Annotated in this window: 12 protein-coding genes and 6 tRNA genes; 11 read left to right on the top strand and 7 right to left on the bottom strand. The window is 67.5% G+C overall.

The annotated features are described in order from the left end of the window. Positions 1 to 71: 71 nt before the first annotated feature. From AC5RU7_RS15290 to AC5RU7_RS15270, 5 genes are all read right to left on the bottom strand, one after another. Positions 72 to 1,673, bottom strand: coding sequence for an RsmB/NOP family class I SAM-dependent RNA methyltransferase (locus tag AC5RU7_RS15290; protein WP_494052943.1), 1,602 nt, complete (start codon positions 1,671 to 1,673; stop codon positions 72 to 74). Then, positions 1,670 to 2,590: a methionyl-tRNA formyltransferase gene (fmt, locus tag AC5RU7_RS15285; protein WP_494052942.1), complete on the bottom strand. Its 921-nt coding sequence runs from the start codon at positions 2,588 to 2,590 to the stop codon at positions 1,670 to 1,672. Before fmt ends, AC5RU7_RS15290 begins: the two co-directional genes overlap by 4 nt. Beyond that, positions 2,587 to 3,189 carry a peptide deformylase gene (gene def / locus AC5RU7_RS15280; protein ID WP_494052941.1) on the bottom strand — a complete coding sequence of 201 codons (603 nt, stop codon included), beginning with the start codon at positions 3,187 to 3,189 and terminating at the stop codon, positions 2,587 to 2,589. The genes fmt and def overlap by 4 nt, the downstream gene beginning before the upstream one ends. A 64-nt stretch (positions 3,190 to 3,253) precedes the next feature. Continuing rightward, entirely contained in the window at positions 3,254 to 4,114 is an 861-nt protein-coding gene (locus AC5RU7_RS15275; RefSeq protein WP_494052940.1) for a cytochrome, read from the bottom strand. A 103-nt stretch (positions 4,115 to 4,217) separates the two neighbouring features. Further along, positions 4,218 to 4,292 (bottom strand) — tRNA-Val (locus tag AC5RU7_RS15270). A 305-nt stretch (positions 4,293 to 4,597) separates the two neighbouring features. Between AC5RU7_RS15270 and AC5RU7_RS15265 the strand changes: the two genes are divergently transcribed. The 7 genes from AC5RU7_RS15265 to AC5RU7_RS15235 all read left to right on the top strand — a co-directional run bounded on the left by AC5RU7_RS15265 (position 4,598) and on the right by AC5RU7_RS15235 (position 6,961). After that, positions 4,598 to 4,670: transfer RNA gene (locus tag AC5RU7_RS15265), tRNA-Gly, on the top strand. Between the two features lie 47 nt (positions 4,671 to 4,717). Beyond that, positions 4,718 to 4,788, top strand: a tRNA-Cys gene (locus AC5RU7_RS15260). Positions 4,789 to 4,827: 39 nt separating this feature from the next. Beyond that, positions 4,828 to 4,899: transfer RNA gene (locus AC5RU7_RS15255), tRNA-Val, on the top strand. A gap of 52 nt (positions 4,900 to 4,951) precedes the next feature. Then, positions 4,952 to 5,024, top strand: a tRNA-Gly gene (locus tag AC5RU7_RS15250). A gap of 42 nt (positions 5,025 to 5,066) precedes the next feature. Then, positions 5,067 to 5,138: transfer RNA gene (locus AC5RU7_RS15245), tRNA-Val, on the top strand. A 174-nt stretch (positions 5,139 to 5,312) separates the two neighbouring features. After that, positions 5,313 to 5,576 (top strand): antitoxin, encoded by a 264-nt coding sequence (locus AC5RU7_RS15240; RefSeq protein WP_494052939.1) that lies wholly within the window; start codon positions 5,313 to 5,315, stop codon positions 5,574 to 5,576. 161 nt (positions 5,577 to 5,737) lie between these two features. Beyond that, positions 5,738 to 6,961 carry a benzoate/H(+) symporter BenE family transporter gene (locus AC5RU7_RS15235; RefSeq protein WP_494052938.1) on the top strand — a complete coding sequence of 408 codons (1,224 nt, stop codon included), beginning with the start codon at positions 5,738 to 5,740 and terminating at the stop codon, positions 6,959 to 6,961. A gap of 3 nt (positions 6,962 to 6,964) precedes the next feature. Here the strand turns inward: AC5RU7_RS15235 and zapE are convergent, their stop codons facing one another. Continuing rightward, the gene (gene zapE / locus AC5RU7_RS15230) at positions 6,965 to 8,005 is read right to left on the bottom strand and encodes a cell division protein ZapE (protein ID WP_494052937.1); all 1,041 of its coding nucleotides are present in this window, start codon (positions 8,003 to 8,005) and stop codon (positions 6,965 to 6,967) included. Between the two features lie 229 nt (positions 8,006 to 8,234). Between zapE and AC5RU7_RS15225 the strand changes: the two genes are divergently transcribed. From AC5RU7_RS15225 to ybaK, 3 genes are read left to right on the top strand one after another with little or no spacing between them, the layout of a single operon-like run. Continuing rightward, positions 8,235 to 9,161 carry a sulfurtransferase gene (locus AC5RU7_RS15225; protein WP_494052936.1) on the top strand — a complete coding sequence of 309 codons (927 nt, stop codon included), beginning with the start codon at positions 8,235 to 8,237 and terminating at the stop codon, positions 9,159 to 9,161. Between the two features lie 31 nt (positions 9,162 to 9,192). Next, the gene (locus tag AC5RU7_RS15220; protein WP_494052935.1) at positions 9,193 to 9,654 is read left to right on the top strand and encodes a SufE family protein; all 462 of its coding nucleotides are present in this window, start codon (positions 9,193 to 9,195) and stop codon (positions 9,652 to 9,654) included. 11 nt (positions 9,655 to 9,665) lie between these two features. After that, positions 9,666 to 10,160 (top strand): Cys-tRNA(Pro) deacylase, encoded by a 495-nt coding sequence (ybaK, locus tag AC5RU7_RS15215; RefSeq protein WP_494052934.1) that lies wholly within the window; start codon positions 9,666 to 9,668, stop codon positions 10,158 to 10,160. Between the two features lie 34 nt (positions 10,161 to 10,194). Here the strand turns inward: ybaK and AC5RU7_RS15210 are convergent, their stop codons facing one another. Continuing rightward, positions 10,195 to 11,454: an alpha/beta hydrolase family protein gene (locus AC5RU7_RS15210; protein ID WP_494052933.1), complete on the bottom strand. Its 1,260-nt coding sequence runs from the start codon at positions 11,452 to 11,454 to the stop codon at positions 10,195 to 10,197. A gap of 113 nt (positions 11,455 to 11,567) precedes the next feature. Here AC5RU7_RS15210 and AC5RU7_RS15205 point away from each other — a divergent pair, with 113 nt between their 5' ends. Then, complete coding sequence (locus AC5RU7_RS15205) at positions 11,568 to 12,059, top strand: hypothetical protein (protein WP_494011046.1); 492 nt, start codon at positions 11,568 to 11,570, stop codon at positions 12,057 to 12,059. Positions 12,060 to 12,062 lie beyond the last annotated feature (3 nt).

Genomic DNA, 12,062 nt, shown 5'->3' with positions numbered 1-12,062 from the left:
TGGTTCTGGTGGAGGGGTCGGTCATCGGGCAGGGCTGGCCTGCGCGGCAGCCACGCTTCGACTGCGCCGGGTCAGGCCTTCTTGCGGATGAGGGCCAGGAACATGGCGTCCGTGCTGTGGATGTGCGGCCAGAGCTGCGCCGTGGATTCGTGGCCTGCACCCAGGTTTCCGGTCAGGCTGACGGCGTCGAGGGCAGCCCCGGCGTCGAGGAGCTCAAGGTCGTCCCGCTTGCGGAGGGCATCGGCCACCACGGCCTTGGTCTCGGCCGGATGCGGCGAGCACGTCACGTAGGCCACCACTCCCCCTGGCCGGACGGCAGCCAGTGCCGAGGCAAGCAGTTCACGCTGCAGGGGTGCGAGATCGGTCAGGTCCTTCGGGGACCGGCGCCAGCGGGACTCGGGCCGGCGCCGGAGCGCGCCGAGGCCACTGCAGGGAACGTCCACCAGGACCCGGTGGTAGGACTCCGGCTGCTCGGCACCGACCTCGCGGCCGTCGCCGGTGCGGACTTGCCACGTGTCCCCCGGCACTGCGGACAGTGCCTGGCTGACGAGCTTGGCACGGTGCGGGGCCGGCTCGTTGGCCAGCAGCGTGGCGCCGCGCTCCCGGGCAAGCGCGCCCAGCAGGGCGGCCTTCCCGCCGGGGCCTGCGCAGAGGTCCAGCCACGCCTCGCCGGTACCGGCGCCGCCCGGGCCGAGGTCCGCTGCCGCCATGGCCCGGGCCACGAGCTGCGAGCCCACGTCCTGGACGCGGGTGGTACCGTTGCGGACCGAGGAGAGCCGGCCCAGGTCCCCGCCGCTGGACAGGGCGGACCCCTCCACGAGTTCACCGGGGGTGGCGCCGCTCTCCAGTGCCTCGTCCAGGCTTCCCAGCCCGGGCAGGGCCACGAGGTTGACCACCGGGGCGGCGTTGTCCGCTTCCAGGAGCTCGTCGATTTCAGCCGCCGGACGGCCGTGCGCCACGAGGGACTGGCGCATGGCGCGGACAATCCAGTCAGGGTGGGCGTGCCGCAGCGCGGCGATCCGGGTCTGGTCGGTTTCGCCCTCCACCAGGAGGTCCAGCCATTCGTCCAGACTGCGGGCCGCGACTTTGCGGAGCACGGCATTGATCAAGGCCGATGGTCCTGCCCCTATCACGGCCCTGGCGAGCCCCACGGTTTGGTCCAAGGCGGCGTGGGCGGGGACCCGCATGGCGAGCAGCTGGTGCGTGCCGATGCGGAGGGCGTCGAGGACGGCGGGGTCCAGCTGGTCCAGCGGGCGGTCCACGCACCGCGCCAGGATGGCGTCGTAAGTTCCCTGGCCCCGGAGGGCGCCGTAACTGAGCTCCGTGGCGAAGCCGGCGTCACGCTTGTCCAGCCCGTAGTGCCGGATCCGTGCCGGCAGCACCAGGTTTGCGTACGCATCCTCGGCCGCGACAGCGCGCAGGACCTCGAAGGCCACCAGCCGCGCCGGATCCGCCCGCCGGGTGCGCTGGGACGGAGCGCTTTCGGTGAAGTTCCGCTGCGGTCCGCGGTTGCGCTCACGGCCCTGGGCGTTCCGCCGGCTATTGTCCCGGGGGCCACCTTGGCCGCGGCCGCCCCTCGGACCGCCCTGGCCGGAATTGCCGCCCTGCCCGCCGGCGTTGCCCCTGCCTCCCGCTTTTCCGGGTCCTCCCTGATTCCCGCCGGAACCGCTCATTCGAATACCACGCCTTCCAGTGAAGCCAGACCGCGTGCCCAATCAGCAGCGGACATCATCTTTTTCCCGGCGGGCTGGATCCGGGTCAGTTCAACGGCATGCGACCCCGTGCCCACCAGGACACTCTTGCCGTGCAGGGACACGGCGCCGGGCGCCAGCCCGTCCACGTCGGACCGAAGCCGGACGGGTTCCAGTTTCACGCGCTGCCCGTCCAGGAGTGTCCAGGCGCCGGGTTCCGGGGTGACACCGCGGGCCTGCCGGGAGATGGCGAGGGCAGGGTGGCTCCAGTTCAGGTGCCCGTCCTCGAGCGTGAGTTTCGGTGCCAGGGAAACGTCGCCGGACTGCGGGACCGGGGAAGCCTTCCCTGCCTGGATGGCCGAAAGGGTCTGCGCCAGGAGGACAGCACCGCTGTGGGAGAGCCGCTCCAGCAGCTTTCCGGCGGTGTCCTCCGGCCCCACCCTCTCGGTGAGGGTGCCGAAGACAGGCCCGGTATCCAGGCCTTCCTCAAGCTGGAACGTGACAGCCCCGGTGATATCGTCCCCGGCCATCACTGCGCGCTGCACGGGGGCTGCGCCGCGCCAGGCGGGCAGCAGGGAAAAATGCAGGTTGACCCAGCCGTGCCGGGGTATGCCAAGGGCAGCGGGCGGAACAAGGCCGCCATACGCGACGATGGCTGCGACGTCCGGTTCGGCTTCCGCGATCCTGGCCGTTGCTTCGGCGTCGACCCGGGACGCCCGGATCACGTCGATACCCAGTTCTGCCGCCCGGGCGGCAACCGGCGACGGCGTGAGCACGCGTTTACGCCCGATCGGGGCGTCCGGGCGGGTCAGCACGGCAACGACGTCGAAGCCGGCCTCCACCAGGGCATTCAGGGACGGGACGGCGACGGCGGGGGTGCCCGCGAAAAGGACCCTCACCCGGCGCTGCCGGCGGCGCCGGTTCCGAAGCTGGAGCCCCCAAAGCTCGAGCCGCCGAAACTGGACCTGACAGTCTTGGCGCGCTTGGCCGTGGTCCGTTCCGTGACGGCGTCGTAATTGGCGTTGCGGATGGAGCGCAGGGCCGCCTTCCGGTCCTCCCCCTCAAGCCGGTCGGTGTAGAGGATGCCGTCCAGGTGGTCGTTTTCGTGCTGGAAGCAGCGTGCCAGCATCCCTTCGGCGTCGACGGACACCGGGTTGCCGTGCATGTCCACGCCGGTCACGCGGGTTGCGCGGAACCGCCGCACGGGGAAGCTGAGGCCCGGAATGGAGAGGCAGCCTTCCACCTCGTCCTCCTGGTAGTCAGTGCTGTTTTCCAGCACTGGGTTGACGATATGTCCTTCCACGCCGCCGATGCGGTATGTGAAGACGCGCTGGCTGACGCCCACCTGCGGTGCGGCGAGGCCTGCGCCCTCTACGTCTTCCATGGTCTCGGTCATGTCGGCGACAAGTTTGGCAAGCTCGGGTCCGAATTCCGTCACGGGCTCGGCGACTGTGCGGAGCACGGGATCGCCGATGATGCGGATATTCAGGATAGCCATGCGCTGTTTTTCCTCACGGTTTGCGGCAAAGGGGACCAATACAGTTTAGGTGCAGTAACCGGCGTCAGGGCGTCCCGGCAGGGACCAGGGGCGGCGGGGCGATGGGAAGCAGCGCCGTTCCGGCGCTTATTGTGTCCGCGGACAACTCCCACACCCGGCGGAGTGCGCAGAACTTCCACCAGTGGTGCTTGAGGACCTCGGGGTTGGCACGCACGGGACGGACTTCGGTTTCGCCGATGGCCACTGCCAGCAGCACGGGGTTGTCACCGTACTTCCAGGGCTCCCAGGTTCCCGCGACCGGGTCCACCAGGCTTTCCTCCGCCTTCATGCCCGCCACCAGCTGCATGACCACCTTGTCATCCAGCGGTTTGACTGCGCCGTCACGGGTTGTGCCCTTGGTCTTGTAGTCGATCAGGCAGACGCGGCCGTTGATACGGGCAACGAGGTCAAGCGTTCCGGCGTACCCCACGGAGTTGTTCCACACAGTGATTTCCGGCGCGATGGGTTCCACCCGGAAGAGCTCCCACCATTCGTCGAACCGGACAGCGAACGCTTCTTCACCGTTGGCCGCCAGGGCTTCCCGGGCTTCCTTCATGGCATGGGGGCGGCCGAGTGCCCGGAGCGCCACCTGTTCACAGTAGTTATGCACCCGGTCCCCGCGCCGGGCTGCCTCATCCCGGTAGGTTTCGGCCGCCTTGGCCGCCCGGTTGATTGCCTGCTTGATCTTGGCTGGGCTGCCCAGGCAGTCCGCCAGCAGGGGATCTTTCGCCAGGCTGCTGGCCCCCATGTACCCGAACCACCCGTCCATGCCATGCGGCTGCTGGCTGATGACGGTGGTAATGGACGGCACGGAAAACTGCTCCGACGTGGACCGGGCGTACATCCGGCCGTATTCCGTGGCGTGGGCAAGAAGCGGATCAGTCATGGAAAAGACTCTTTCACAGGGGGCCGACAAAGTCTCCGGGCGATGCTCCGGGCACAAAAAAGGTCCGCTTCCCCTGCTCATTGAGCGGAAACGGACCAATCTCTGGTGGGCGATACTGGGTTCGAACCAGTGACCTCTTCGGTGTGAACGAAGCGCGCTACCACTGCGCCAATCGCCCTGATGCATTTGAATGCTAGCCCACGTTTCCGCCATTTCAAAAATCGGCGGCACCCAGGCATCGACATTCCCTGAATGTCACTCAAGAAGACCACAGGCAGGTCCCCCTTTAGGAGAACTCCGGCCCGCCGCCGTCGGGAATTACACAGCTGTAACTTGGCCACTTCCGCGCCATTGCAGGGAAGCAGGCACATCGGCGCCGGCTGCGGCGCCCCCGATTTGGAGAATCCCGGAACCTCCTATATTGTTTTTACTCGTTGGAACGCGAGGAAATGCCGGGAACGGCAGCGAATCACCCTCCAAAATGCGGACGTAGCTCAGCTGGTAGAGCACCACCTTGCCAAGGTGGATGTCGCGAGTTCGAATCTCGTCGTCCGCTCGCAGGACACTGTCACAGCAACGGTTCCCCGGAATCAGCGCTTACACGGTGGGTTGGCCGAGAGGCGAGGCAGCGGCCTGCAAAGCCGTATACACGGGTTCGAATCCCGTACCCACCTCGGTGAAAACCATGGTTTCCGGATGCCATCCGGTGCAATGGGCGATTGGCGCAGCGGTAGCGCGCTTCCCTGACACGGAAGAGGTCACTGGTTCGATCCCAGTATCGCCCACTCGGCAAGGTCACTTGCCACAACGCAGTCCGGTTTCGGCCGGAACGCACATGCGGACGTAGCTCAGCTGGTAGAGCACCACCTTGCCAAGGTGGATGTCGCGAGTTCGAATCTCGTCGTCCGCTCTCTTACCTTTTACACAACCCATACGCCGGTCTTCCGGTTCCGGGCGATTGGCGCAGCGGTAGCGCGCTTCCCTGACACGGAAGAGGTCACTGGTTCGATCCCAGTATCGCCCACACTTTGCAGCAGCTCTTCGGAGCTGCTTTTTTGTTGTCCGGAACTCTTGCACCCCCGTGATTGCGCTGCCGGCGAACGGCCAAAGCTCCCGATGTCCTTGGCAGGCCTTTCCGGCAGGTCTAGGATCGAATGCGCGAGGAGCGACCTGGCTCCGCGATTGAAGGGAGGTGCTCGTGGGACTAATTGGCGATCTAAAGGGCAAAGCTCAAGGTCTCATCCGTGGCAACGAGCAGGCCATCAAGAACGGCATCAGCAAGGCCGGTGATTTCGTCGACACCAAGACCGGAGGCAAATACTCGGGCCACGTCGACAAGATCCAGAATGGCGCTTCCAAGCTCATTGACAAAAACGGAACCCCGGGCCAGGCACCTGCCGCCGGGCAGGTTCCCCCGGTCCCTCCCGTCAATCCGGTTCCACCGGCTGACAGGACACCGTAAAGGATTTGGCCAGGGCTTTGCCCTAGTACGTCAACGGGGCGCGGGTCCCGCCGGGAGGCGGCACCCGCGCCCTTGGCGTTTAACCCGCTCCGGCCGGATCCCGCATCGGGCTTAGGCAGTCCGATTCCCGCCGTGCCGTCCGGCACCGGTAACCTGCGGGTATGGCGAAGTCCCCTGCATCCTTCAAACTGCAATCGGCCGGCGCCCCATCGGGGCTGGATTCGCGGCCTATTGTTGCGGGCATCGTCACAGCCCTGGTGGGCTTCACCTCATCCTTCGCGGTTGTCCTCACCGGCCTGAAGGCGGCGGGTGCCGACCCCGCCCAGGCAGCGTCGGGCCTGCTGGCATTGACGCTGGCCGTGGGCCTCGGCGTTGTGCTGCTGGCCTGGCGTTCCAAGGTGCCGGTCACCCTGGCGTGGTCCACGCCCGGGGCGGCGCTGCTGGCCACATCCGGAGCGGCCGACGGCGGGTGGCCGGCCGCCGTCGGCGCGTTCCTTGCCACGGGGGTACTGATAGCCCTGACCGGCCTGGTGCCGGCACTGGGCCGGCTGATGGCACGGATCCCGACGTCGCTGGCGCAGGCCATGCTCGCCGGCGTGCTCCTGCAGCTTTGCCTCGCACCGTTCAAGGCCCTGGGCACCGTCCCCCTGCTGGTGGGTCCGGTCATCATCTGCTGGCTGCTGCTAATGAGGTTCGCGCCGCGCTGGGCAGTGCCGGGTGCCCTGCTGGTTGCCCTCGGAGTGATCGCCGTTGCGCTGGCGGCCAGCGGGACAGGCATCCCGCAAACAACTTTGCTGCCCACGCTGGTCTGGACCGCCCCGTCGGTCAGCCTGCAGGCCATGGTGGGCGTAGCCCTTCCGCTGTTCGTGGTGACCATGGCTTCACAGAATGTGCCCGGGGTGGCAGTCCTGCGCTCCTTCGGATACGACACACCGTGGCGGCCGGCCATGCTGGTGACCGGCGCGGGCACTGCCCTCGGCGCGTCCTTCGGTGGCCATGCCATCAACCTCGCCGCGCTGAGCGCCGCGCTTGCCGCGGGTGAAGAGGCCGGCCACGACCGGAGCCGGCGGTGGGTTGCCGGTGTCACCTCCGGCCTTGCCTACCTGGTCCTGGCTGCATTCTCAGCGGCCCTCGTAACCCTGGTCAACGCCGCGCCCGGGGGGATGCTGGAAGCCGTGGCCGGACTGGCGCTGTTGGGAACCCTGGCCGCCGCAGTCTCCGCGGCACTGGCCGATCCCGAGGACAGGATTGCCCCGTCCGTCACCTTCCTGGCTGCGGCGTCCGGGCTGGCTTTCCTGGGCATCGGCTCGGCATTCTGGGCACTGGCTGCCGGCCTGCTGGTCCGGGCCGTCCTGAAGCCCCGCCTCCCCCGGTCTGCAGGCTAGCCGCTAGGAGGGTTCGTGGTTCTGGCCCTCGCGGGCCAGCGCGGTGAGGCGGGATACTGCGCGGAAGTACTTCTTCATGTAGCCGCCCGTCATCATTTCCTCGGTGAAGAGCTTGTCGAACGGGACACCGCTGGCAAGGATGGGGACGTCCTTGTCGTAGAGGCGGTCGGCGAGGACCACGAACCGCAGCGCCACGGCCTGCTCGGTGATGGTTTCCACGTTGCGCCACACCACGCCGTCGATGCCGTCGATCAGCTGCCGGTAACGGCTGGGGTGCACGCCCGCGAGGTGGTGGATCAGCGTGGAGAATTCGTCCTGGGCAACCGTCTTGCCGTCGAACTCCGCCTTCATGTGCGAGGAGAGTTCGCTGTTCTTCAGGGGCGCCGGCGCGGCTGGCAGCCCGCGGTGCCGGAAGTCCTCGCCGTCGATCCGGATGACGTCGAACTGGTCCGCCAACACCTGGATCTCACGCTGGAAGTCCACCGCTGCGAACCGCCCGTCACCCAGGGAGCCAGGCAGCGTATTGGACGTTGCGGCGAGTTTGACGCCGGCGTCGGCCAGTTCCCTCATCAGCCGGGACATCAGGACGGTGTCGCCCGGATCGTCCAGTTCGAACTCGTCAATGCAGACCAGCCTGTAGCTGCTGAGCGCATCCACGGTTTTCCGGAAGGACAGGGCGCCCACCAGGTTGGTGTATTCAACGAACGTGCCGAAGGCCTTGGGGCCTGGGGACGCGTGCCACAGCGAGGCCAGCAGGTGGGTCTTGCCCACGCCGAAGCCGCCGTCCAGGTAGATCCCGGCGCGGGAGTCGTCCTTCTTGCCGAACAGCTTCTTGAACAGGCCGCCGCCGCCGTTGGCCGGGCCCACGCCGTCGGCGAAACCCTGGAGTGCCCGGACTGCCGCGGCCTGGCTCGGCTGCTTGGGGTCCGGACGGTAGCTGGCGAATGACACCTGGCCGAACCGGGGCGAGGGATAGAAGCCCTGGAGGAGTTCATCCACCGAAACTGCCGGGGTGCGGGCGGCAAGCTGTTCGATCTGTACCAAGGTGGTCCGTTCTGCTGGTAGGAGGTCCCCAGAAAGGATACCGGCAATGCGGTGCCCCGCCCGGTTCCCCGGCCTGCTGCCGGCGCCGCAGTGACCAAGGCAACATTTCGTCCTGTTAACGGAATACGGACAACGTGCGGGGCGCTGGCTAGTGTGGGAACAGGTCACGACGCCGGTGCCACTCCAGGTCCAGCGGTCCTCCCGTGTCTCTAATGAAAGGCCATCACCAATGCCCTACCCCGTTGAGCAGAACGAGAAGTTCGCCGCCTACGCCCACCCCGAGCGCCTGGTCTCCACTGAATGGCTTGCTGCAGCCCTTGCAGAGGGTGCCGTGGCCAACGGCGGCCTGGTGGTCGTTGAGTCCGACGAGGACGTGCTCCTGTACGAAACAGGCCACATTCCCGGTGCCGTGAAGATTGACTGGCACACGGACCTGAACGACGAGGTGACGCGCGACTATGTGGACGGAGCCGCCTTCGCCAAGCTCGCGGCGTCGAAGGGCATTTCCCGGGACACAACAGTGGTCATCTACGGCGACAAGTCCAACTGGTGGGCCGCCTATGCCTTGTGGGTCTTCACCCTTTTCGGCCACCAGGACGTCCGGCTGCTCGACGGCGGCCGGGACAAGTGGATTGCCGAAGGCCGTGAACTGACCAAGGACAAGCCCACACCCGCCGCCGGCAACTACCCCGTGGTGGAGCGCGACGACGCCCCCATCCGTGCATTCAAGGAAGACGTCCTGGCGCATCTGGGCACCGGGCCGCTGATCGACGTCCGCTCCCCCGAGGAGTACACCGGCCAGCGCACGCACATGCCCGCCTACCCGGAGGAAGGCGCCCTGCGCGGCGGCCACATCCCCACTGCCGCCTCCGTCCCCTGGGCACGGGCCGCCGCAGCTGACGGCACCTACCGCAGCCGCGAGGAACTCGAGGCCATCTACCTGGGCGAGGCCGGCCTCACCGCGGGCGACGACGTCGTGGCCTACTGCCGCATCGGCGAGCGCTCCAGCCACACCTGGTTCGCCCTCAAGTACCTCCTGGGCTTCGAGTCCGTCCGCAACTATGACGGCTCATGGACCGAGTGGGGCAATGCTGTCCGCGTCCCGATCGTCAAGGGCGCCGAGCGCGGTTCCGTTTCCGTCCCGGCAGGAGTCTGACGCGGACACCGTCCCGCGTAAACTTGGACTGATGACTACTCAAGCCTTGCCCTCCGCCTTGGCGGCCATCGTCGACGACTTCCAGGCCCTCAGCGAACCCGAGAGGCTGCAGCTGCTGCTGGAGTTCTCCGAGGGACTGCCGCCGCTTCCGGAGCGGCTGAACGACCATCCCGAGCTCCTCGAGCAGGTGGTGGAGTGCCAGTCGCCGCTGTTCCTCACCATTGAGACGGAGAAGAACAACGGCGGGCAGGCGCCTGCCGTGCGCCTGTACTTCAAGGCCCCGGCCGAGGCTCCCACCACGCGCGGTTTCGCCGGCGTCCTGCATGAGGGGCTTGACGGGCTGTCTCCCCAAGAGATCCTCTCGGTGCCCGACGACATGCCCGAACTTCTCGGCCTCACCAGGGCCATCACGCCGCTGCGGATGCGCGGCATGACGGCAATGCTGGGAAGGATCAAGCGCAAGGTGGCCGCTGCCGGCGGCGTCCGCGCCTGATCCGCGTACCGGTGGCACGGAAGAGCGCTTTCCAGGGAACCCCGGCCACAGCGGCACTGACCGCAGCCGGGGTTCCCTTTGTGCTGCACCCCTATACCCACGATCCCGCGGTGGCCAGCTACGGGACCGAAGCCGCGGAAGTCCTGGGCATCGATCCGGCCCGCGTGTTCAAGACGCTGATGGTCGAGGTGGAGGGAAAGCTGGCGGTGGGGATCGTGCCTGTCAGCGGAAGCCTTGACCTGAAGGCCTTCGCCGCCGCCATGGGGGCGAAGAAGGCGGCAATGGCTGATCCCGCTGCTGCCCAGCGGAGGACCGGTTATGTCCTTGGCGGCATCTCCCCGCTTGGCCAGCGGCTGCCCTCCCCCACTGTGCTGGACTCCAGCGCCCTCACGCTGGAAAGCCTGCTCGTTTCCGGGGGTAAGCGGGGCCTGGATATCGAACTCGCCCCGGCGGACCTTGTCCGCCTGACCAACGCCGCCACAGCACCCATCAGCTCCCTGGCCTAGGACCGCCTGCGGCTCAACAGTTGCCGGACCGGGGCTACCTGGCGCCCGGATTGAGCCGTGGCGCAAGCTGCTGCCGCAGCCACGCTTTCACGAGACGCTCCCAGCGTTCCGGGTCCACGTTCCATTCCTTCGTGTGGCGGGCCTGGTGGAAGGGCTCGAAGGTGACCATCTCCGGATTCCGTTCCGCCAGCAGCGTGGACGGCTTGTACGGCACATACTCGTCGTCAACGCTGTGGATGATCAGCGTGGGTGTCCGCAGTTCCACGGCACGGGACACCCAATCCATCTCTTTCAGGTCCACGGGCGCGGCGAGCCCGGTCAGCCTGCGTCCCAGCGGATGCCCGAGCATCAGCTGCCCGTACCGGCCCACCAGGGACGGAATCCGGTTCATTTGCGCATGGTGCGCCAGGACGTTCACCCAGTCGATCACCGGGGCATCGAGCACCATGGCACGGATCAGGTGACGGTACCGGGACAGATCGGCGGTCTGCAGGCAGATGGCACCCCCCATCGACCAGCCAAACAGCACGATTTCCTCGGCGCCGTTGGCCAGCGCGTACTCAATGGCGCATTCAATGTCCCGCCATTCCGTGGAGCCCAGGCCATACCGCCCGTCACCGGCCGAGGGCGCGAGCCCGTCGTTGCGATAGGAGACCAGCAGGCTGGTCAGGCCGAGTTCCAGCGCCGGGCCCACGGCACGCAGCGCCTCCTGCCGGCTGGCGCCCCGGCCGTGCACCATCACCGCCCACGTCCGGGCAGTGGCACCGGCACGCACCAGCCACGCCGGCGCCTCGCCGCGGTCCACCGGGATCACCACGTCCTCCGCTGGAAGCCCGACGGCGGCCGGGTCCGGGTAGACAGCCCCGCTCCACCAGCCCCAGCGTGCAGTGGAAAGGTCGCCGGCGTACACGGCTTCCACTTCGCGCAGCACTGTCCGCTCCGACGGAGAATAAGACACGATCCGGCCGATCCGCGCGTGCCCCTGGCCGCCGTCGAAGAAGAACCCATACAAACCGTCCACGGTTGTGTCGTCGGTGGCGGCAAAGATCACCTGCTGTTTCTGGCCGTCCCGGATCACGGCCAGCACCTCCTGGTCCGCGGTCCGCTGCCGGGAAGGGGTGATGACCCGCCGGGCGAAGTAGACCGCCAGGGCCGACGAGCCGGTGGCAAGGAGTCCGGCCAGGGCCCCGCCGCCTATCGCGCCGCCGATGGCCCACTTTGCCCGCGATGACATGCCGCCGGATTCGCTGGCGGGTGATACGGGGACCGGGCCGGTGCGCTGGAAAAGAGCCATGGCACTATTCTTACCGCCCGCGGACGGTAGCCCGCATTCCTGGACCGCGGACGCACCCGGGAGCCGGGCGGTGACCGGGTGCGGCTCCCCGGGCGCAGGGCTAGGCTAAGGCCATGAGCGAACCCATCGTCATCCTGACCGAAGAACCCCTGGGCGCGGACGACCGCGTGAACATCGAACGGCTTGTGGACGGAGCAGAGACACGCCTCCTTGTCCTGGTGCCCGCCAACACCGAGCGGCACCTGCTGGTGGATTTCCTCGAGAACCTTTCCCTGCTGGACATTGCCAAGGCTTTCCGGGAACTGACAGCGGGCGCACCTGATCCGGGCACCGAGCGGGCCCACGCGGCGGAAACACTGGCGGCCTCGGTCGCTGCCCTCGAAGGACTGGGCAGCGGCGTATCAGGTGAGGTGGTGGAGGGCGGAGCGGTTGACGGCCTGGTGGCCAAAGTCCGCGAGACCGGCGCGTCCCAGGCAGTGGTGATCACCCGGCCCCATGCCGTGGCCGACACCTTCCATACGGACTGGGCCAACAAGGCGCAGGATCGGCTGGGCGTGCCCGTGCTGCACCTGTATGCGGGCTCGGGATTTATCGGCGACTCCTGAGCG

The organism is Arthrobacter sp. K410C, assembly GCF_059090105.1.
This window is presented reverse-complemented; position numbering and strand designations above follow the sequence as displayed.